The sequence below is a fragment of the Clostridium sp. OM05-5BH genome (assembly GCF_003481505.1).
In the GTDB taxonomy this organism is placed as follows: Bacteria; Bacillota; Clostridia; order Lachnospirales; family Lachnospiraceae; genus Otoolea; species Otoolea fessa.
Genome location: NZ_QULJ01000004.1, coordinates 297513 through 318849, shown reverse-complemented (window position 1 = coordinate 318849; position 21337 = coordinate 297513). Strand labels below are relative to the sequence as shown.

The 21337-nt window shown below is 49.9% G+C and carries 18 protein-coding genes; 2 read left to right on the top strand and 16 right to left on the bottom strand.

Going from position 1 to position 21337, the window contains the following annotated elements:
• Window positions 1-96: 96 nt before the first annotated feature.
• From DXB70_RS07685 to ileS, 10 genes are all read right to left on the bottom strand, one after another.
• The gene (locus DXB70_RS07685) at window positions 97-708 is read right to left on the bottom strand and encodes a manganese catalase family protein (protein ID WP_117795208.1); all 612 of its coding nucleotides are present in this window, start codon (window positions 706-708) and stop codon (window positions 97-99) included.
• A gap of 3 nt (window positions 709-711) precedes the next feature.
• Window positions 712-966 (bottom strand): spore coat protein CotJB, encoded by a 255-nt coding sequence (locus tag DXB70_RS07680; protein WP_118653402.1) that lies wholly within the window; start codon window positions 964-966, stop codon window positions 712-714.
• Window positions 966-1364 carry a spore coat associated protein CotJA gene (locus tag DXB70_RS07675; RefSeq protein WP_243099926.1) on the bottom strand — a complete coding sequence of 133 codons (399 nt, stop codon included), beginning with the start codon at window positions 1362-1364 and terminating at the stop codon, window positions 966-968. Before DXB70_RS07675 ends, DXB70_RS07680 begins: the two co-directional genes overlap by 1 nt.
• A gap of 92 nt (window positions 1365-1456) precedes the next feature.
• Entirely contained in the window at window positions 1457-1852 is a 396-nt protein-coding gene (locus DXB70_RS07670; protein WP_022360124.1) for a CBS domain-containing protein, read from the bottom strand.
• 204 nt (window positions 1853-2056) lie between these two features.
• Window positions 2057-2647, bottom strand: coding sequence for a lactate utilization protein (locus DXB70_RS07665; RefSeq protein WP_118673038.1), 591 nt, complete (start codon window positions 2645-2647; stop codon window positions 2057-2059).
• A 450-nt stretch (window positions 2648-3097) separates the two neighbouring features.
• On the bottom strand, window positions 3098-3865 hold the full coding sequence (locus DXB70_RS07660; RefSeq protein WP_117795203.1) for a M23 family metallopeptidase: 768 nt from the start codon (window positions 3863-3865) through the stop codon (window positions 3098-3100).
• 40 nt (window positions 3866-3905) lie between these two features.
• Window positions 3906-4898 carry a SpoIID/LytB domain-containing protein gene (locus DXB70_RS07655; RefSeq protein ID WP_118673036.1) on the bottom strand — a complete coding sequence of 331 codons (993 nt, stop codon included), beginning with the start codon at window positions 4896-4898 and terminating at the stop codon, window positions 3906-3908.
• 214 nt (window positions 4899-5112) lie between these two features.
• Window positions 5113-5637: a hypothetical protein gene (locus tag DXB70_RS07650; RefSeq protein WP_118673034.1), complete on the bottom strand. Its 525-nt coding sequence runs from the start codon at window positions 5635-5637 to the stop codon at window positions 5113-5115.
• 27 nt (window positions 5638-5664) lie between these two features.
• Window positions 5665-8133 carry a glycogen/starch/alpha-glucan phosphorylase gene (locus tag DXB70_RS07645; RefSeq protein WP_118472916.1) on the bottom strand — a complete coding sequence of 823 codons (2469 nt, stop codon included), beginning with the start codon at window positions 8131-8133 and terminating at the stop codon, window positions 5665-5667.
• Between the two features lie 46 nt (window positions 8134-8179).
• Window positions 8180-11368 (bottom strand): isoleucine--tRNA ligase, encoded by a 3189-nt coding sequence (gene ileS, locus DXB70_RS07640; RefSeq protein WP_118491197.1) that lies wholly within the window; start codon window positions 11366-11368, stop codon window positions 8180-8182.
• Window positions 11369-11940: 572 nt separating this feature from the next.
• Between ileS and DXB70_RS07635 the strand changes: the two genes are divergently transcribed.
• Window positions 11941-13404 carry a nicotinate phosphoribosyltransferase gene (locus DXB70_RS07635; RefSeq protein WP_118673032.1) on the top strand — a complete coding sequence of 488 codons (1464 nt, stop codon included), beginning with the start codon at window positions 11941-11943 and terminating at the stop codon, window positions 13402-13404.
• A gap of 263 nt (window positions 13405-13667) precedes the next feature.
• Here DXB70_RS07635 and DXB70_RS07630 read toward each other — a convergent pair whose 3' ends face one another.
• The 6 genes from DXB70_RS07630 to DXB70_RS07605 all read right to left on the bottom strand — a co-directional run bounded on the left by DXB70_RS07630 (window position 13668) and on the right by DXB70_RS07605 (window position 18902).
• Window positions 13668-14396 (bottom strand): YebC/PmpR family DNA-binding transcriptional regulator, encoded by a 729-nt coding sequence (locus tag DXB70_RS07630; RefSeq protein WP_022360132.1) that lies wholly within the window; start codon window positions 14394-14396, stop codon window positions 13668-13670.
• 143 nt (window positions 14397-14539) lie between these two features.
• The gene (locus tag DXB70_RS07625; RefSeq protein WP_022360133.1) at window positions 14540-14887 is read right to left on the bottom strand and encodes a type II toxin-antitoxin system PemK/MazF family toxin; all 348 of its coding nucleotides are present in this window, start codon (window positions 14885-14887) and stop codon (window positions 14540-14542) included.
• 215 nt (window positions 14888-15102) lie between these two features.
• On the bottom strand, window positions 15103-16308 hold the full coding sequence (alr, locus tag DXB70_RS07620; RefSeq protein ID WP_243099925.1) for an alanine racemase: 1206 nt from the start codon (window positions 16306-16308) through the stop codon (window positions 15103-15105).
• 22 nt (window positions 16309-16330) lie between these two features.
• Window positions 16331-17845: an NAD(P)H-hydrate dehydratase gene (locus tag DXB70_RS07615; RefSeq protein WP_118524474.1), complete on the bottom strand. Its 1515-nt coding sequence runs from the start codon at window positions 17843-17845 to the stop codon at window positions 16331-16333.
• Complete coding sequence (gene acpS, locus DXB70_RS07610) at window positions 17842-18210, bottom strand: holo-ACP synthase (RefSeq protein WP_118467506.1); 369 nt, start codon at window positions 18208-18210, stop codon at window positions 17842-17844. Before acpS ends, DXB70_RS07615 begins: the two co-directional genes overlap by 4 nt.
• On the bottom strand, window positions 18207-18902 hold the full coding sequence (locus DXB70_RS07605; protein WP_106999697.1) for a redox-sensing transcriptional repressor Rex: 696 nt from the start codon (window positions 18900-18902) through the stop codon (window positions 18207-18209). The genes acpS and DXB70_RS07605 overlap by 4 nt, the downstream gene beginning before the upstream one ends.
• A 273-nt stretch (window positions 18903-19175) precedes the next feature.
• Between DXB70_RS07605 and abc-f the strand changes: the two genes are divergently transcribed.
• A complete protein-coding gene (abc-f, locus tag DXB70_RS07600; protein WP_118673030.1) occupies window positions 19176-21236 on the top strand; it encodes a ribosomal protection-like ABC-F family protein in 2061 nt (686 codons plus the stop codon).
• Window positions 21237-21337 lie beyond the last annotated feature (101 nt).

The window sequence follows — 21337 nt, the reverse complement described above, 5'->3', positions numbered from 1 at the left end:
ATCCCCTTACATCCAGTAAGGATTTATCCTCACTCGGTGCTGGTTTGAAAACCTCCGTAAAGAATGAATTTGACATTGTTTACGGAGGTTTTTGTTTTATCCCTTCGCTTTCACTTTATCAAACTCTGGGTTAAACGTATAGAAATTACGACTGCTCAGGTGATCCTGTACATTTCTTAAAGCTTCACCAAACCGCTGAAAATGTACAATCTCGCGCTCGCGCAAAAAACGGATCGGATCGCATACTTCCGGATCTTTGACCACGCGGAGAATATTGTCGTAGGTTGTGCGGGCTTTCTGCTCTGCTGCCATATCCTCATATAAATCCGTGATCGCATCGCCCTTCGACTGGAACTCGCACGCATTGAACGGGATTCCGCCTGCTGCCTGCGGCCAGATTGCCGTGGTGTGGTCGATATAGTATGGTCCGAACCCGGATGACTCGATCTGTGCCGGAGTAAGGTTGCGCGTGAGCTGCTGGACAATGGCGGCAATCATCTCCATATGGGCGAGTTCCTCGGTTCCGATGTCGGTCAGAAGTCCTTTCTGCATCTTATAAGGCATCGTATACCGCTGGGACAGGTAGCGCATAGAGGCTCCGATTTCGCCGTCAGGACCGCCGTACTGGCTCATTATATATTGCGCGATCTTCGGATTCGGCGTCTTGATATTGACTGGATATTGTAATCTTTTTTCATATCTCCACATACGCTACACCTCCCCTTCCCACGGCCAGCGCTCTGTAAGCCAGGACCATGTGCATGCATCGTCCGCACCCTCGATCGTGAGCGGTCCAAACGATGCCTCATACGCTTTAACAGCTTCTTTCCGAAGTGCCACCACATACCGGTAATAATTCAGCGCATTCCTGTCATCCGGGTGGGTGTCCAGATAGAGAATCACATCATCCATTGCAAAGCTGGCATCATCAATCCGTTTCATCAATTTTCTGGCAGTCTCATTCATCAGCAGGCACCTCCCATCATAAACGGCAGATCCAGATCCGGAAAAATAGTTCCCCGCCTGAATGCGGTTTCCAGCGCATACGGCTGCTGCCAGGACTGAATCGGTACATATCCCATGCCGACCGGATAATTTCCGCCTCCCAGAAATGTCTGCGGCGGCCTGTTCCCTCCTGTCTGCGGATACGGGCGGGCAGGTCGGATTTCTGGACCCTGCGGGCAAAATGCCCCATTTTCCGAAACAGGATGCACCGAACCAGCACAAGGTATTTCCGGCGGACAGGTTGGCGGTGCAGTATTTATGCAGCGATTGCCAGAAATGCCTGCCACCGGGCATGACATAAGAGGCATTCCCGAACGGCAGGCATTTTTCCGGCTGGAGTTATCCTGATAACCATTCATATTTCATTCTCCTACAAAAGCAGTTATACTTTATCTTATGCAGGAAATATATAAATGCGATCGCTGCTGAAAAACAGAGCGATCATTATGTACTATTTTTTACAAAGGTAACTGATAACATCTTTTCTGGTAATAATACCGATAAAATTTTTCTGATCATCCAGCACCGGCACGAAATTCTGGTTCATGATCTTTCCCAGAAGATCTTCCATATCCGCATTGACAAGCACCGGCTGATTATCGGAACGGCGTGGAATCTCAGTGATCCGCACTTTTTCCAGTCCTTTCTGCACCAGATCTGTCTTATTTTTGAGTCCCCACAGCAGGTCGCCCTCGGTTAATGTTCCTGCGTAACGCCCTGCTTTCGTGATGATCGGCACCGCAGAATACTTGTACTTTTCCATCGTATCCATTGCCTGCCCAACCGTGTCCTCCTCATTCACATAAATGACTTCACTTTTCGGTGTCAGAAAAAATAATATATTCATGGTTTACCTGTTCTCCTTTCATCTTTCCCCATACGTCCCCCATACGTATCTGTAGATTTTGTATATTTTCGTTCAAATCTGCCTTCGTTCTTCTTGATTATACCAAATCCGTCCAAAAAAGATATAAAGAAATCCTTATTTTTCCATCAAATTTTTCTATAATCGGTACTGTTCATACCCGTGACCAGTAACTATATTCCGCTCCTAATAACCCATCTCCTCATCCACAAACACAACCTCTACTTCCATCCCATTGCTCGGACGCTCCAGGATCACGATCGAATGGCAAATCCGTGCCGGGCTGTTGCAGTCTACGCAAACGCCCGTTTTCGCACACGGGGTCTGGACCTGCAGACGGGCTGCGTTCTTCGGTGCTGCGATCTGTTTTGCACGTTCCATCGCAGATGTCAAATCCGGACAGACTTTATTGTTTCCAATGACAAAATATACTTTTTCCGGTCCGAATAAGGTCTGCGACACGCGGTTTCCGGTTCCATCGATATTGACCAGTTCTCCGGTTTTGGAAACACCATTGGCGCTGGTTATGTACACTTCGGCACTTCTCGCTTCCACAAGCGTCTCGCGCCCCGCCTTTTTCCAGTGCCAGATCACCTCATTTTTCTCGGAAAGTGCTTCATAAAGTCCCATCTCCTGTGCCGTCACGCTTCCGCCTATCGCAACTTTTTTCCCGGAAATCTGATCTTTCAGATAGTCCAACGCAGCCTCCTTTGTATCAAAGAAACTCGTTTTAAATCCGTGACGTTCAAAATTATTCTTCAGCAATTCCTGTTCCATCTTTGTCCTCCTTATTAAATCGTTCAATTTATAGTAACTTTTATTTATAACCTACATTGACAGCCTTTGGTCTTTGAAAATATTCTTACTTTACCTATAGTATATCAAATATTGGCAGAAAAACAAGGCAGAGCAAATTAGCTGCCCGCCTTGCTTCAAGTCAAGTTACTGTTCACGCATGCGTGAACAGTAACGGAATTTGCCGTGGCTTCGCATTCAAATACGGCAAATTCCTGCTGTCACCACGTTTTCTTACGGCACTTTCGGTTCCAAAAGTGCCTACCCGTAAACAGTATCAAGTCAACAAAATTCCCTGTCTTCATGTTTTCATACAGCAGCTTTCTGTTTCAAAACCACCTGTCACAAAACACAAACTTATCCCTTCATTTCCAATTTCTGCCACAGCCAGAACCAGACTGCAAGGCGCATCATAAACAGCATTTCAGCCTGTCATTCCAGATAGTCCAGCGCATCCACCGGTTCTCCGTCGTGCATCAGCTCGAAATATACGTTATTTCCCTCAATCGAATAGTATTTGGTCGGCTCCGCCACATATCCGAGTATCGTATCTTTTGCCACATACTGCTTCTGCGCCACCTGAACGTCTTTGAGCTGTCCACAGACCGCCGTGTAGCCGCTTCCCAGATCCAGCACAACATAATTGCCGATCTCCTCATTAGAACCGACTTCGGTTACCTGCGCCTCGGCGGGTGCGGCGACCGGCTCACTCACATCGCCCTGGATAATGAGTGCCGGATTGCATTTGTATTGATCGAGCGTCGGAAAATAGATGGTCGAATCCATGCTGTAATCGAGAATTACATTGCCCTGGACCGGCCAGCTTAAGCGATCGGTTCCATTGTAGGAAAGTGCGCGTGCGGCAGCTGCTCCGGCTCCCAGACTGCTCTCTTTTTCCTCCTCCATCGGCTTCTGATCGGCTTCATTCCGGTTATTGACCGAATACGAGGCGTCCGAACTTCCTGCCACCTGTGCGCGTGTTTCCGCCTGTCCGTCGTTTTCTTCTAAACGGTTCTGCGGCATCTCTTCCGCCAGGATTCCTTCCGTCTGCGGCACATCCAGATACGGATTTCTTCCATCCTGCGCATTATCTTTTCGAATTTTTACGGTTCCTGCTGCGGCTACGATTGTCAGCAGACCAAGCACTGTCATTACCAGAACAAGTTTGTCCCTGAATAACTGTCTTACTTTATTTTTCACGTTTATCACCTCGGTATTAGTCTTGCCGAAGTGAATCGTTTTATTCAGAAACGATTTGAATATTTTTAAAATAATGCTTTAAAATTTCTTCCGCGCTGCTCCCATTCTCCGCCATGAGTCCCGCTCCGTACTGCGACAACCCGTAACCATGCCCGCGCCCATAAGTAACACAGCGGATTTCGTCCCCGTCTTCCTCGAGGGAAAAAGCTGGCGACGGCACGCCTAACGCATAGCGCACCGCGTCCCCGCTGTACGTCTCCGCCCCAATCTGCACGGTTTCCACATAACCGGCGCTGTCCCGTTTCACGATCTGAATCTCCTCCAGAATCCGATCTTCTTCCAGATTTTCCAGATCCGGGTGTTCTCCCAATGCATTCAGTCCTTCTTCCAGACGTTTTTTCAGTTCTTCCCGTGTCATGCCCTGCCGCGTCAGGTAGCCGCCAGCGCCCTCATCCTCCTTTGCCGCAACCGACGCCAGATACGGATGCGCCTCATCCCCTTCGCGCGTCCGCCCCGCGCTCACTGCATGAAACAGCGGCTCAATATAATCCCCAGCCCAGATCGCCGTCTGTCCTGCGCTCTCCCGCACCGCCCCACAGATCGTCTGGTAATATTCCGGCATTCCAGCCGCCTCAAACCGGCTCTCGATCTGCTCCGGCTCCAGATAATCCATATCTAACGCCGATTCCTCCATCGAATCCGCCCCGTCCATCTCCCGGTACAGCGCCGTTCGCGCCAGAATTGCCTGCGCCTTGACTGCCTCCTTCGGATAGCCGTCCGGAATCTGCACTGCAGTCAGACCGATCAGATATTCTTCCAGTGGGACAGCATACCCGGTTCCGTTGTTGCGGACGCCATCCTCCCGATCCAGAAGGATCTGCCGACCATCCGTCTGACTTCCCCCTCCAGATGTTCTATCTGAATTTCCTCCGATTTTTCCTCCATCCGCCCCCTGCACACGCCCGGAAACTGCCAGTGTTGTGATATATGGGATCAAAAAAGCCGCCAGTACGGCGGCAGTTCTCTTCTTCATTTCGGTTCTCCTGTTTTGACTGTTCCAGTACGGTTTCACGCATTTTCTGTTTTGCCATACCAGTAAACTTATGGTTTCAATGCCTTACAAACCTGCTTCTTTTCTCTGCCTTCCTTATCTTATGACAGGCACTCAAAAAATATCACAAGTCTACGCTCCGGCTTTTCCTCCGCCGCCCTTTGCAGTCTCTTCCAGTTTCCCCTCTATCATTCTTTTACTCCCCCAGCGTCACACCATCCAGCAGCCAGCGGAACCATCCCTTTTTCTTCATCACCACAGTTCCATGAAAGTCCATCGTCTTCTCCGGTGCCAGCACCTCATCGCCTTTTTCCAGGCAGAAACGCACCGAAACCGCGTAGTCATACGTCCGCGCCTTATTCTCCCGCCCCGTCTCGCTCAGCTGGCAGTTCGTCACATACACGCGTTCCACCGGAGCGGAAAACTGCGATAATAAAAGGACATACGGAAGCCCCGTCTGCTCCAGCGCCTCGCATCCAGCCTCGGTTGCCGTCTTTCCATACTCTTTCGCATAAATCGCCGTCAGACCGTCCTGATACACCTCATCCAGATCAAACGCCCGGTTCGCCGTATAAAGCGAATAGATTTCCTTTTTCGCCTGCTGATAGGCGCTGTTTTTATAAGAAGCAAACAAAAACAGCGAAATGATAAAAAAGAGGGAAGCACCCACAAGAGGAACCGAAAATCCTTGTGTCCCCGGTCTTTTTCTGTATCCTCTCATAGTGTGTCCTCCCTCTTTTTACTCCTTTTACAGTGCCTTTACATCATCATCGTCCACATGGATCTTCTCCAGATGCCAGATGTCGCGCACATACTCCTCGATGGTACGGTCAGAGGAGAATTTACCAGCGCTTGCTGTGTTGAGCATGGCTGCTCTCGCCCACCAGTTCTCGTCACGGTAAGCTGCCTCGACGCGTTTCTGTGCTTCCGCATAGGAACGGAAATCTTTCAGGATGAAGTAGGTATCTGCCTTGGCACTGTTCTTTGTATTTAACAGAGAATTGTAAATATCGCGGAACAGCTCCGGATCCTGCGGTGAATAGTAGCCGTTGATGAGCTGCATCAGCACGCGGCGGATATCCTGGTCGGTGTTGAAGATCTCCTCCGGATTGTAACCGCCGTTGTTCTCATAATTGATAACCTCGTCAGCGCTCAGACCGAAGATAAATGCGTTCTCCTTGCCTACCTCCTCGACGATCTCCACGTTCGCACCATCCATCGTGCCCAGCGTCAGCGCACCGTTCAGCATGAACTTCATGTTGCCGGTACCGGACGCCTCCTTGCTGGCGGTGGAAATCTGCTCGCTGACATCCGCTGCCGCAAAAATCAGTTCTGCGTTGGAAACGCGGTAATCTTCGATAAACACAACTTTCAGCTTACCATTGATGGATTTATCATTGTTGATAACATCTGCTACAGAGTTAATCAGTTTGATCGTCTTCTTGGCAATCTGGTAACCTGCCGCTGCTTTCGCACCAAAGATAAAGGTTCTCGGAACCATATCCATGTTTGGATTGTCTTTGAGCTGGTTATACAGGTACATTACATGAAGAATATTTAAAAGCTGTCTCTTGTACTCATGGAGACGTTTTACCTGTACATCGAAAATGGAACGCGGATCAATGTCGATGCCGTTGTGCTCCTTGATGTATTTTGCCAGGCGCAGTTTATTCTGGTACTTGATGTTCATAAATTCCTGCTGGAATTTCGGATCATCGACGTATACTTTTAATTTTGCCAGGTGCGGAAGATCGGTAATCCACTCGTCGCCAATCTGCTCCGTGATCCAGTCTGCCAGAAGCGGGTTGCCATGCAGCAGGAAACGACGCTGGGTGATACCGTTTGTCTTATTGTTAAATTTCTCCGGCATCATCTCGTAGAAATCTTTCAGCTCCTGATTTTTCAGAATCTCGGTGTGAAGTTTTGCCACACCGTTGACGGAATATCCGGCTACGATCGCCAGATGCGCCATCTTGACCTGACCGTCAAAGATGATCGCCATCTTTTTAACTTTCTCGTAGTTATTCGGGTACTTATTCTGTACCTCGATCAGAAAACGGCGGTTGATCTCTTCCACAATCTGGTATACACGCGGAAGCAGGCGGGAGAACAGCTCGATCGGCCATTTTTCCAGCGCCTCTGCCATGATAGTGTGGTTGGTGTATGCACAACATTTTGTTGTGATACCCCACGCCTCATCCCAGTTTAAGCCTTCCTGATCCAGGAGCAGGCGCATCAGCTCAGCAACTGCCACGGTCGGATGCGTATCGTTCATCTGGAATACGATCTTCTCCGGCAGTTTATGAATATCATCGTTTGTCTCTTTGAATTTCTTCAGAGCAACCTGTAAGCTGGCAGAAATGAAGAAATACTGCTGTTTAAGACGCAGCTCTTTACCCGCATAGTGGTTGTCGTTCGGATAAAGGACCTCAACCAGGTTCTTCGCCAGATTCTCCTGCTCGACCGCCTTCTGGTAATCACCCTTGTCAAATGCAGAAAGGCTGAACGTGTCGATCGGCTGTGCATCCCAGATACGCAGGGTGTTGACTACGTTGTTGCCGTAGCCGACAATCGGCATATCATACGGAACTGCCAGAACAGACTGATAACCTTCCTGTACAAAATGGTTGCGCTCACCGTCCCACTCGGTCTTGACATAACCGCCAAATTTAACCTCGGTCGCATACTCCGGGCGGCGAAGCTCGAACGGATAACCGTTTTTCAGCCACTCATCCGGCACCTCCACCTGGTAGCCGTCTTTAATTTTCTGCTTAAACATACCGTAGTGGTAACGGATGCCGCAGCCGTAAGCCGGATAACCAAGCGTTGCCAGGGAATCCAGAAAACATGCTGCCAGACGCCCCAGACCGCCGTTTCCAAGTGCCGGATCCGGCTCCTGATCCTCAATCGCATTGAGGTCAAAACCCAGCTCTTCCAGTGCTTCCTTCACTGCTTTTTTCGCACCCAGGTTGATGATATTGTTACCAAGCGCACGTCCCATCAGAAACTCCATAGAAAGGTAATATACCTTCTTTGCGCCTGTCTCGTCAAACTGCTTCTGAGTTGCAATCCAGTCGTCGATAATCACATCCTTGATCGCATAGGACACAGCCTGGAATATCTGCTGCGGTGTCGCCTCGTCGATCGTTCTGCGGTACTGGTTCTTTACATTTTCGATAATACTCTTTTTAAACTCTTCTTTGCTGATCTCGCGCATCCTGTCCTCCTAATATTCGTAGTATCACGGTTTCCCGCCAGGCACATCAGTCAGTCGTTTTCTCAACACCAAACATACCTTTTTCGCCATTGATATCCCACTCTTTTGTGTGTCCGCCCATGGTGCCAATCAGGATATTATCAGCCAGAACCTCTTTCTTGATTTCCTCTGTATGGTTCTTTAAAATTTCTGCAAGTTTATCATTTCCGTCCTGGAAGACGTTGATATGGTTCATTACCTCAAAACCGGCTTCCTTACGCATCGTCTGAATCTTACTGATGATCTCGCGGACAAAGCCCTCTTCGATGAGTTCCGGTGTCAGATTGGTGTCCAGAACAACGGTAACGAAATTGTCACCCTCAGATACAAAGCCCGGTACCTGTGCCATGTCAATCAGAAGATCTTCTTTTGCCAGCTCTACCTTTGTACCGTCCTGCGTCTCAAAGCTTAAAAGGTCGGTTTCATTTAAGGTATCCATCGCCTGATTTCCGTCCAGACCTGCAAGAATCTCTTTGATCTCGTTTACATACTTGCCATACTTGCGTCCAACGGTACGAAGCTGCGGCTTGAAGCTGTAGGAGGTAAATGCGCGGACATCATCCGTGAACTCTACCTTCTTCACATTCAGCTCATCCTGGATGATTTCCTGATAGAACTCCGGCAGAGCGGTCTCTGCCTTCACGAACATACGTCCGATCGGCTGACGGTTCTTGATGTTAGCAGTATTTCTTGCTGCACGACCCAGAACGACAACCTTCAGGACTTCTTCCATTTTCGCTTCCAGGTCCTTGTCGATGTGCGCCTCATTTGCAACCGGGAAGTCGCACAGATGGATGCTCTCCGGTGCCTCTTTATCCAGACTGCGAACCAGATTCTGGTAAATGTCTTCGGTCATGAACGGAATCATCGGAGCCGCTACCTTCGCTACAGTTACCAGTGCGGTATAGAGTGTCATGTACGCATTGATCTTATCCTGCTCCATGCCCTTCGCCCAGAAACGCTCACGGCTTCTTCTGACATACCAGTTACTCATATCATCGACGAAATCCTGGAGCGCTCTTGCAGCCTCCGGAATGCGGTAGTTGCCCAGATCGTCGTCCACCTCTTTGATGAGGCTGTTTAACTTAGACAGCAGCCATTTGTCCATAACCGGAAGTTTATCGTATTCCAGCGTATATTTGGTTGCGTCAAAATTATCAATATTCGCATAGAGTACAAAGAATGCATAGGTATTCCAGAGAGTACCCATGAAACGTCTCTGTCCCTCGATAACGGCTTTTCCGTGGAAACGGTTCGGCAGCCACGGTGCACTGTTAATGTAGAAATACCAGCGGATCGCGTCAGCGCCGTAAGTCTGCAGTGCATCGAACGGGTCAACCGCGTTGCCCTTGGACTTACTCATCTTCTGTCCGTTCTCATCCTGGACATGCCCCAGAACGATAACATTCTTGTACGGCGCCTTGTTAAAGATCAGGGTCGAGATAGCTAACAGGGAGTAGAACCATCCACGCGTCTGATCAACCGCCTCGGAGATGAAATCTGCCGGGAACTGCTGCTCAAACAGTTCTTTATTTTCAAATGGATAATGATGCTGTGCAAATGGCATGGAACCGGAATCAAACCAGCAGTCGATAACCTCCGGTACACGGTGCATCTGTTTGCCGCACTTCGGGCAGGTGATCGTCACATCATCGATGAATGGGCGGTGAAGCTCAACCTCTCCATTTGCCTCCTGATCCATCTCTTTTGCATATTTTTTCACAACGTCCGTGTAGTTCGGGCTCATAGATTTTAATTCTGCCTGGCTTCCGATCGCGTGCTGGCAGCCGCACTCGCACTCCCAGATATTTAATGGAGTACCCCAGTAACGGTTACGGCTCACGCCCCAGTCCTGGACATTCTCCAGCCAGTCGCCGAAACGCCCTTTACCGATGCTCTCCGGAATCCAGTTGATCGTGTTGTTGTTGCGGATCAGGTCATCCTTGACTGCGGTCATCTTGATGAACCAGGATTCACGTGCATAGTAGATAAGTGGTGTATCGCAGCGCCAGCAGTGCGGGTAGCTATGCTCAAATACCGGTGCAGAGAACAGAAGTCCGCTTTCTCTTAATGCTTTCAGAACCTCCGGATCGGCTTTCTTGCAGAACATACCAGCCCACGGAGTCTCCTTCGTCATCTCGCCCTTGCCGTCTACCAACTGTACGAACGGAAGGTCATATTTTCTGCCGACCTTGGAGTCATCCTCACCAAATGCCGGCGCGATGTGTACGACACCGGTACCATCGGTCAGTGTTACATAATTATCGCAGACAATGTAGAATGCTTTCTTATGCTGTTTTTCACAGGTTGCTACGGCATAGTCAAATAATGGCTCATACTCTTTATATTCCAGATCTTTTCCGACAAAGGTTTCCAGGACATCGTAAGTGCCCTCGCCCAGAACGGTATCACACAGCGCCTGCGCCATATAATAAACCGTGCCATCCTCTTTCATTTTTACCTTTACATATGTCTCGTCCGGATTTACACAGAGCGCCACGTTGGACGGAAGTGTCCACGGGGTGGTCGTCCATGCAAGAATGTATGCATCTTCGCCCTTTACCGGGAATTTAGCAATCGCAGAACGCTCTTTGACGTCCTTATATCCCTGTGCCACCTCATGGCTGGACAGCGGGGTGCCGCAGCGCGGGCAGTACGGTACGATCTTGAAGCCCTTATAAAGAAGTCCCTTGTTCCAGATTTCTTTTAATGCCCACCACTCAGACTCAATGAAGCTGTTGTGGTAGGTAACATACGGATGCTCCATGTCTGCCCAGAAACCAACGGTGTTGGAGAATTTTTCCCACATTCCTTTGTATTTCCAGACACTCTCTTTACAGTGCTCGATGAACGGCTCCAGACCATACTGCTCAATCTGCTCCTTGCCGTCCAGTCCCAGCATCTTCTCTACTTCCAGCTCAACCGGAAGACCGTGGGTATCCCATCCAGCCTTTCTCGGAACCATGTAGCCCTTCATCGCGCGGTATCTCGGAATCATATCCTTGATAACACGGGTCAGCACGTGTCCGATGTGCGGCTTGCCGTTTGCGGTAGGCGGTCCGTCATAGAATGTATAGGTCGGTCCCTGCTTACGGCTGTCGATACTCTTCTTAAAAATCTGCTCATCTTCCCAGAACTTCTCAATGTTCTTTTCACGTTCCACGAAATTCATGTTTGCCGGAACTTTGTTGTACATGATAAATTCCTCCTAAAAATATGAAATAAAAATGGACCCATCCTGTAACAGGACAAGGGCCCACTTGCTTTTAACCACCTATTACTGCATACCTTTATATGCGCTCCCTATAACGGAGGAAACCGTCGGTACTTACTGAATTTTCCTTCCGGGCACTGTCAGAAACGGCGCTCAGACTTCCAAAAATGGTTCAGCCCGAAGCTCCGGAGTGATCTTCGCATCCGCTTTACTCACAGCAGGCTCTCACCGTCCCTGCCTCGCTCCCGCTTTCCGTGCGGCGCTACTGTCTCCATCATTGCTTTTCCTATCATAATTAGTAATCAAATCACTAACATGGACATTGTATCTTTTTTCCAGATGGTTGTCAAGGAATGTTTCGGATATGATTCACATGTTATAAAATTATCATTATTTTGCCATTCCCCTGATTTTATGGTATAGTATATAAAATATGTCTGTATTTACTTTAAAAAACAGACACAGACATTCATTGCAAATATAAACAATGAAGTATACTATATATAAAAAGAAGGGCGTGCCCGCAGCCGTCTTTCGCAACAAAGGAGAATATTATGGAGCCAAGAAACCTTACCCTATTGACCGACCTGTATGAACTGACGATGATGCAGGGCTATTTCCGGGAGAAAGATGCCAACGAAACCGTCATTTTTGATGCGTTCTACCGCACAAACCCGGATGGAAATGCGTTTTCCATCTGCGCCGGCTTAGAGCAGGTCATTGACTATGTGAAAAATCTTCACTTCGATGATGCCGACATCGAATACTTACGCGGACTCGGCATTTTTGATGAAGATTTCCTCGAATATCTTCACAATTTCAAATTTTCGGGTGACATTTACGCAATCCCAGAAGGCACCGTTGTCTTCCCGCGTGAGCCCCTCGTCAAGGTCATCGCACCAATCATGGAAGCACAGCTGGTTGAGACTGCCATCTTAAATATCATCAACCACCAGAGCCTGATCGCGACCAAAACCTCCCGTATCGTCTTCGCCGCACGCGGGGACGGAATCATGGAGTTTGGGCTTCGCCGCGCGCAGGGTGCTGACGCTGGTACCTATGGCGCCCGCGCTGCCATGATCGCCGGCTGTATCGGCACTTCCAATGTACTGGCCGGAAAACTATTTGACGTTCCGGTCAAGGGAACCCACGCACACAGCTGGATCATGAGTTTCCCGGATGAGCTGACTGCGTTCCGCGCTTATGCAAAGCTCTATCCGAGTGCCTGCATCCTGTTAGCCGATACCTATGATACCCTGGGTTCCGGTGTTCCGAACGCGATCCGCGTCTTCCAGGAGATGCGCGACGCCGGTATCCCGCTGACTTTCTACGGCATCCGCCTCGACAGCGGCGATCTTGCATATATTTCCAAGAAAGCCCGCAAGATGCTGGATGACGCCGGATTCCCGGATGCAGTCATCTCCGCCTCCAACGATCTGGATGAATACCTGATCGACAGCCTGAAGATTCAGGGCGCTGCCATCACGTCCTGGGGTGTCGGCACAAACCTCATCACCTCCAAGGACTGCCCTTCCTTCGGCGGCGTTTATAAGCTGGCTGCCATCAAGGACCGTCACACAGGCAAATTTATCCCGAAGATCAAGCTTTCGGAAAATACAGAAAAAGTTACCAATCCGGGCAACAAGACCATCCAGCGAATCTATGACAAGGAGACTGGCAAGATTATCGCAGATCTGATCTGTCTCGTGGATGAAGAGTTCGATGAGAAGAATTCCCTTCTGCTCTTCGATCCGATCGAGACATGGAAAAAGACACACCTCGCGCCGGGCACCTACACCATGCGCGAACTTCTCGTTCCAATCTTCAAAAACGGCGAATGCGTTTACGAGTCTCCAAAGGTTATGGACATCCGCGAATACTGCAAGAAAGAACAGGAGACGCTGTGGGACGAGTCCCGCCGTCTGGTAAACCCGCATGAGATTCATGTGGATCTCTCCAACGAGCTGTGGCATATGAAGGCTCAGCTGTTAGACAGCTATCATTATACAAGCAACTAGTAGATAAAATACGAGTAAATACCATGTTCAAGCAAGTTTATTGCTGCCGGACATGGTATTTTTTTCTTTAATGCTTCCATAAAATTTGCTAAATAAAAACGAATGTGTCTCCAAGGAAATTCCTATTACACAAAAACTGCCGCCAAATACATCCGGCTGCCAGCCCTCTTCTTTGAAAAGTCCAGCCCGCCATTGTATTCCAGCGACAGTTTTTATATGAATCGTATCTTTATTTTTTTAATCTATATCAAATATGATATCAATTACTCATCCCAGTTATGGTAAGTAGCCTGTACGTCATCATCCTCATCCAGAAGATCCAGGATTCTCTGCATCTTTTTGATGGATTCCTCATCGGTAAGCTCTACCCAGTTCTGCGGAATCATGGTAACGTCTGCTTCCATCATCGGAACGCCAGCCTTCTCCAGCGCCTCGCGGACTGCAGAGAAATCTTCCGGTGCGGTGATCACTTCGTAGCTGTCCTCCTCCTCGGAGAAATCCTCAGCTCCTGCATCCAGTGCAAGCATCATCAGCTCATCCGGATCCATCTCACACTCTTCTTTGTCGATGATGATCTGACCTTTTTTATCAAACATGAAGGACACGCTGCCCGGAGTACCTACGTTTCCGCCGCCCTTGGTAAATGCGCTGCGGACATTCGCTGCGGTACGGTTCTTGTTGTCGGTCAGGGTATCTACGATGATAGCGACGCCATTCGGACCATATCCCTCATATGTAAGATTCTCGTAATTGACAGAGTTTGCATCTCCGGCTGCTTTCTTGATACCACGATCGATGGTATCGTTCGGCATATTGTTCGCTTTTGCTTTTGCAATCACATCACGCAGACGGCTGTTGTTTGCCGGATCCGAACCACCTTCCTTAACAGCTACGGCAATCTCACGACCGATAACGGTAAAGATTTTTCCCTTTGCTGCGTCGTTTCTCTCTTTTTTGTGCTTAATATTGGCGAACTTTGAATGTCCTGACATAAAATAACACTCCTCTTTCTATCTTCTTTGTTGTATCTTTTCGCTCATCAGCTTTTATATCACGCCGATTTCGGCACTAAAAAGCTGCATCTTAACTATTTTAACACCATTCTGTATGCTTGACAAGGGGTTCGCGGCTGATTTTATGTATCCAGTTCCAGACTGACCTTCAGCGCACGGTCCACTTCCTGTAAAAGCGCCCCGTCGATATGACAGATTTTCTCTTTCAGCCGCTGCTTATCGATCGTGCGGAGTTGTTCCAGTAAAATGACCGAATCCCTCACCATCGCACAGCGGCGCGTGTTTAATTCCACATGCGTCGGCAGCTTGGCTTTGTTCATCTTTGATGTGATCGCCGCGCAGATCACGGTCGGGCTGTGCTTGTTGCCGATATCATTCTGGATGACCAGCACCGGGCGGACGCCGCCCTGCTCTGAGCCGATGACCGGTCTTAAATCTGCGTAATAAATATCTCCTCGTCTGATAACCACTCGATTCACACTCCGTCCAAACTATTTTAAGATATAAATAACTGCTTTGTACTTTCACAGCTCCACAGTCCGTTTATACCGTTAGTATGGACAGATTTACACCGCCTATACGCGGGTCGTCCCATAAATGCATCCGGCAGTCCAGGTTCCCGGCTTTGCCGAAGCTATCTACTTTATCTTATGAATCCTTTTTCTAAATGGTTCAAACGCCGGCTTTACTCCATAAAATCCTCATACCGATCATCATTATAATCCTTTTTTCCGACGATCTTTCCACCTCTCACGTACACGCGCGGCACACGTTTTCCAAGCACGCATGGGATCTCATAGTGGAAACCGCCACTCCATTCCGCCAGCTCTTCCATCGTGATCTCGTCGTCCCCGTCGCGCCCGACCAGCGTTACCCGCGTGTCCTCAGCAGCCTCCGGGATATCGGTCACATCGATCATGCACTGATCCATGCAGACGCGTCCCAGAATCGGTGCGCGGTGTCCATGAATCAGGACATAACCCTTTCCAGAGAGATTTCTCGGATAGCCATCGCCGTATCCGGCGCCAATCGTCGCAATCCGCATCGGACGGTCCGTCACAAAGGTTCCGCCGTAGCTGATCGGCGTGCCCGGCTCCACTTCCTTAACATAGGTAATAAAGCTGCGGATCTCCATCGCCGGGTAAATCTTCATGTTCCGCTCTACCTCATCCGACGGATACAGACCGTATACCGTGATACCGGCTCTCGCCGCATCCAGTCCCATCCGCGGCAGTTCCATGATCGCCGCGCTGTTCGCACAGTGGCACATCGGAATATGAACGCCCGCAGCTTCCAGACCTTCATGGAATTTCTGATACCGCTCATACTGTAAATGGGTAAATGCCTTATCCGCCTCGTCAGCACGCGCAAAATGTGTAAACATTCCCTCGATCTCAATGCCTGGAAGCTTTGCAATCCGCTCTATCTTTTCCAGGCTATTTTCATCCGGATGAAATCCGATTCGTCCCATGCCGGTATCGAGCGCAATATGCATTTTCGCCGTCTTTCCCATCGAAACCGCAAGTTTTGAGAGCAGCTCTGCCTTGTCTTCCTCAAAGATCGCAGGACGGATATCGCCCTCAATCAATTCCGCAAAATGGCGCGGGTGCGTGCTGCCAAGCACCAGAATCGGTTTGTCAATGCCGTGGCGGCGCAGGTTCTGTCCTTCCTCCAAGGTTGCCACCGCATAGCCCCAGACAAACGGCGCGATCGTCTTCGCCACCGGGACAGCCCCGTGACCGTAACCATCCGTCTTAACCACGCCGATCATCTTCGTTTTTGCCGGAAGATTTTCGCGCATCGCCTCCATATTTTTCACAATCGCATCCAGGTCAATCCGCGCATAAATCCGGGTATATGGTTCTTCTGCCATTGTATATGCTTTTTCCATCTTTTTGTCTTCCTTTTTATTTTCAATCTATCTTTTCAAGCAGACAGTCCGCGATATCTCTTGCCAGCACGGAATGCTCTCCCTTTTTACAGGCAGCTGCCGCCCCGGCTCTTCCGTGCAGGAACACGCCGAGCGCCGCCGCTTCATCCTCTGAAAATCCCAGCGCCAGAAGCCCGGCAATCACACCGGTCAGCACATCGCCGGAACCGCCCTTTGCCATCGCGGCGCAGCCGCTGTCGCCGATATACACATTGCCATCGCGCCCCGCCGTCACCGTCACGGCATCCTTGAGCACGCAGGTCACGCCTTTTTCTTCGCCATACCGCACCGCTGACTCGACCAGATCCCGTTTCAGATCCTCAATCGAGCGTCCCGTCAGACGCGCCATCTCTCCCAGATGCGGAGTAACGATCACATTTTCCGTAAAATACCCGGACAAATGCGGATGCTGTGCGACAGCATTTAATCCATCCGCATCCACAATGATCGGCACATAGGCGGAAAGCAGCACGTTCTGCACCAGACTTGCGACATGGGCTTCCTTTCCCAGTCCCGGTCCCAGCACGATCGCGCTCGCCCAGCCGCACTCCTGTTCCACCAGACTCTTAAAACCTGCCGGATCCGTCTGTGCCTGTTCCGGATCATACGGCGTCAGGATCGCCTCCGGAAGGAGATTTTGCAGAATCGGCACATTTGCCCGGACGGTCAGGATCTTCACAAGTCCCGCGCCCATCCGGTATGCAGCCAGGGCGCTCAAATACGCTGCGCCGCACATCCCCTCCGAACCGGCTGCGATCAGGATTTTTCCATACGTTCCCTTGTTGGCGTCTGCCCGCCGTTTCGGGATCTGGTTCTGATCCTCCGGATCATAGGCAAAATAGGTATGCCCTTCATATTTTGTATACGCCGGAAACCCGATGTCGGCAATCACAATCTCGCCGCACAGCTTCCGTCCCGGATAGAACACCATTCCCAGCTTTTCATAGCCGAAAGTAACGGTCAGATCCGCCTCAGCTGCCTCGCCAAGCGCCGCCCCCGTCTCTGAGCTGACGCCGGACGGAATATCAACCGCAACTACCGCCTTTGGCTCCTGCTCCCGCATAAAACGGATCGCCTCGGCAAATTCACCGCCGACCTCTCTGGAAAGACCCACACCAAAGATCGCATCCACCATGATCTCCACATGCCCCGGCACATAATTTTCAAACGCCTCCACCGGGATCCCCAGATTCCGGTCAATCGCCACCTGACAGGTCATCTCCCCCGTCCAGTGTGCCTTGTCACCGACCGTGAGCACCGTCGGAAGCGCGCCGCGCAGAAAGAGAATCCTAGCCAGCGCCGCGCCGTCCGCACCGTTATTGCCCGTTCCGCAAAATACCAGAAGCCTCTGCCCTGAAAGCTTCCCATACCGTTTTTCCATCTCGTCTGCAACCGCCAGCGCCGCGCGCTCCATCAGTACCAGAGAGGGAATACCCACTTTCCGGATTGCATATCCATCTATCTCTTTCATCTGTTTTCCTGTCACCAGACGTCTCATTTCCATTCCCCCTCTCCGACTGCGTAAGCAGATGCCAGACTGCCTGTATTCGTGATCGACACGTGAATCCGGGTGATTTTCAGGCTGTCCGCAAGTTTCTTCGCTCCCCCGTGAAGCTGCACCCACGGTTTTCCAAACTCGTCCCGGAGCACTTCTATATCCAGCAGTCCAAAGCCCCGAAAGCCTGTTCCAAACACCTTCGAGACTGCCTCTTTTACCGCAAAATCGCCGGCGAGCCGGGACGCATTTCCCCCAGCCTGCCGACGCTCTTCTTCTGTATATACACGCACCAAAAAAGCCTCTTTTTCACAGGCTTTTTTGATTCGCTCTATCTCTATCAGATCCGTACCAATTCCGACGATCATTTTATTTCTCCAGCACCAGCTGCCTCTTCCTGCTTTCTCTGCGCTTCTTCTCTCGCTTTCTGATCCTGCATACTGCATACGCGGTAAGAAAGGCGCATCAGGCTCTCCGACAGATGGACATTTTCCACCACAACGTCATCTGGAACCTGTAAATCTGTATGGGCAAAATTCCAGATCGCCTTGATTCCGGCTTTGACAAGCCGATCCGCAATCTCCGGCGCTTTCGACTTCGGAATCGTCAGCGCTGCGATCTGCACTTCATTGTCCTTGATAAACTGCTCCAAATCTTCAATACCGCGGATCTCCACTCCTCGGACTACCAGACCGACCAGACGCGGATTCACATCAAACATGCCTTTGATTAAAAAACCACGCCGCTCAAAATTTGTATAATTCGCGATCGCCTGACCCAGATTTCCCGCACCGATAATAATTAGGTTATGCTGACGGTCAATTCCCAGAATCCGGGCAATCTCCGAATATAAATACTTTACATTATAACCATATCCCTGCTGACCAAATCCGCCGAAATTGTTCAGATCCTGACGAATCTGGGACGCTGTCACCTTCATGCGGATACTCAAATCATTCGATGAGATTCTCTCTACTCCCTCCTCGAGCAATTCGCCCAAGTAACGATAGTATCTGGGTAGCCTAGAAATGACCGCTTTAGATATCTCTTTCTGTTCCACGGCTTTCTTCCACCTTTCTTTCCTCTAACGTTGTCCATATGGTTTACGCAAACCTTCGGACAATCTGATAAATTTATTATAGTCATATGATAAATAATTGTCAATTTTTTTATTTCATATGAGGGATTTTACATTGTATTTCGCAAAATTTTCTGACCAGAAACAGCCATTAACCGTTCTCATTCTTGCATTGCTTCTTTATTTATATTATAATTTAAGATTGACGGTATATTTTTTAACCGAAATACATGGATACAACCACAGGAGGAATCTATGATTTTATCTTGCAGCAATATTTCAAAAGCATTCGGTACGGAGGAAATCCTCAAACACGTATCGTTTCATGTAGAAGATCACGAAAAAGCCGCCATCGTCGGCATCAACGGAGCCGGTAAATCGACTCTTTTAAAAATAATTGTCGGAGAACTCGCAGCAGACGAGGGCTCCGTGACCATCGCCAAGGGCAAAACCCTCGGTTACCTGGCACAGCACCAGGATCTGCACAGCCAGACCACCATTTATGACTCTCTTCTGGAGGTCAAACGTCCGATTCTGGAAATGGAACAGCAGATCCGCACGCTGGAACTCCAGATGAAGCACGCCGAGGGCGAAAAGCTCGAAACGATGCTCAACACTTACAGCCGCTTAAACCATGAATTTGAACTTTTAAACGGCTACGCATGGCAGAGCGAGATCACCGGTGTCTTAAAGGGACTCGGCTTTGTCGAGGAAGAATTTTCCAAACCGGTTTCCGAACTTTCAGGCGGTCAGAAAACGCGCGTCTCCCTCGGTAAGCTCCTGCTCTCCAAACCGGATATCATCCTTTTGGACGAGCCGACCAACCACCTCGACATGGAATCCATCGCGTGGCTGGAAACCTATCTGATGAACTACGCCGGGACGGTCATCATCGTCGCCCACGACCGCTATTTTCTGGACCGCGTCGTGACCAAGATCGTCGAGCTGGACGGCGGCATCGCCACCTCTTTCCAGGGCAATTACACCGCCTACAGCGAGAAAAAAGCGATCATCCGCGCCGGTGTGCTCAAGGCTTACTTAAACCAGCAGCAGGAGATCCGCCATCAGGAGGAGGTTATCACCAAACTCAAATCCTTTAACCGTGAGAAATCCATCAAGCGCGCCGAGAGCCGTGAAAAAATGCTTTCCAAGATGGATCTTCTGGAAAAACCAACCGAAATCAACGACGCGATGCACATTACGCTGGAACCGTGCGTCACCAGCGGAAATGACGTTCTCTCCGTCCGTGAGCTTGCCAAGAGTTTCGACGGCATGACACTCTTCACGGATCTTAACTTTGAGATAAAACGCGGCGAGCGCATCGCCATCATCGGCAACAATGGGACCGGCAAGACCACAATTCTCAAGATGATCAACGGTCTTCTGACCCCGGACAACGGCGAGATCCGGTTAGGTTCCAAGGTGCATATCGGTTACTACGATCAGGAACACCAGGTTCTGCACATGGACAAGACGCTCTTTGACGAGCTGCAGGACACCTACCCGGATATGAACAACACGCAGATCCGAAATGTGCTGGCGGCATTTCTCTTCACCGGCGACGATGTCTTTAAGCGCATCCGCGATCTGAGCGGCGGCGAACGCGGACGTGTTTCCCTGGCGAAGCTGATGCTCTCGGAGGCGAACTTCCTGATCCTCGATGAGCCGACCAACCATCTGGATATCGCCTCGAAGGAGATTCTGGAAAACGCGCTGGTTCATTATACCGGAACCGTTCTCTACGTCTCCCATGACCGATATTTCATCAACAAAACTGCGACCCGGATTCTCGATCTGACGATGGGAACACTGATTAATTATATTGGAAACTACGATTATTATCTGGAAAAGAGGGAGACGCAGGAGAAAGCCTATCTGGCTTCCGCCGCACAGGCAGCCAGCCGCTCTGCAAAATCTTCCGGAGCCGGAAACACAGGGACTTCCAGCCATCTGACCGCTGCGACAGGCGCAAATCCGACTGCTCTTTCTGGAAATGGCACTGGTACCTCTGCTGCTTCGTCCGCTTCTGCCGTGACCGCTGCAGTTCAGGCGGCAGCCAGCGCTTCCTCCGGCAAATTGGACTGGAAACAGCAGAAGGAAGAACAGACGCGGCTTCGTAAGAAACAGAATGAATTGAAACGCGTCGAGGAAGAAATCCACACCCTTGAAACCCGCGATCAGGAGATCGATGCGCTTCTCTGCGATGAGACTGTCTTTTCCGATGTTCCGCGTTTGATGGAACTGAATAAAGAGAAGGAAGAACTGAATGCAAAGTTAGAGGGATTGTATGAGAAGTGGGAGGAATTGGCGGAGTAGAGAGCTTTCAGAAAGGTTTCTAATTGCCACGAAAAGGGAGTGCCCCTGGGGTGGTAACTCGCCGCTGCTTTCCTGCATATGTTTGTTCGCTTGCTTTCACT

Coding starts and splice junctions, on each gene's coding strand:
- DXB70_RS07685 (WP_117795208.1), bottom strand. CDS start 708: ATGTGGAGATATGAAAAAAGATTACAATATCCAGTCAATATCAAGACG.
- DXB70_RS07680 (WP_118653402.1), bottom strand. CDS start 966: ATGAATGAGACTGCCAGAAAATTGATGAAACGGATTGATGATGCCAGC.
- DXB70_RS07675 (WP_243099926.1), bottom strand. CDS start 1,364: ATGAATGGTTATCAGGATAACTCCAGCCGGAAAAATGCCTGCCGTTCG.
- DXB70_RS07670 (WP_022360124.1), bottom strand. CDS start 1,852: ATGAATATATTATTTTTTCTGACACCGAAAAGTGAAGTCATTTATGTG.
- DXB70_RS07665 (WP_118673038.1), bottom strand. CDS start 2,647: ATGGAACAGGAATTGCTGAAGAATAATTTTGAACGTCACGGATTTAAA.
- DXB70_RS07655 (WP_118673036.1), bottom strand. CDS start 4,898: ATGAAGAAGAGAACTGCCGCCGTACTGGCGGCTTTTTTGATCCCATAT.
- DXB70_RS07650 (WP_118673034.1), bottom strand. CDS start 5,637: ATGAGAGGATACAGAAAAAGACCGGGGACACAAGGATTTTCGGTTCCT.
- DXB70_RS07645 (WP_118472916.1), bottom strand. CDS start 8,133: ATGCGCGAGATCAGCAAAGAAGAGTTTAAAAAGAGTATTATCGAAAAT.
- ileS (WP_118491197.1), bottom strand. CDS start 11,368: ATGTACAACAAAGTTCCGGCAAACATGAATTTCGTGGAACGTGAAAAG.
- DXB70_RS07635 (WP_118673032.1), top strand. CDS start 11,941: ATGGAGCCAAGAAACCTTACCCTATTGACCGACCTGTATGAACTGACG.
- DXB70_RS07630 (WP_022360132.1), bottom strand. CDS start 14,396: ATGTCAGGACATTCAAAGTTCGCCAATATTAAGCACAAAAAAGAGAGA.
- alr (WP_243099925.1), bottom strand. CDS start 16,308: ATGGAAAAAGCATATACAATGGCAGAAGAACCATATACCCGGATTTAT.
- DXB70_RS07615 (WP_118524474.1), bottom strand. CDS start 17,845: ATGAGACGTCTGGTGACAGGAAAACAGATGAAAGAGATAGATGGATAT.
- acpS (WP_118467506.1), bottom strand. CDS start 18,210: ATGATCGTCGGAATTGGTACGGATCTGATAGAGATAGAGCGAATCAAA.
- abc-f (WP_118673030.1), top strand. CDS start 19,176: ATGATTTTATCTTGCAGCAATATTTCAAAAGCATTCGGTACGGAGGAA.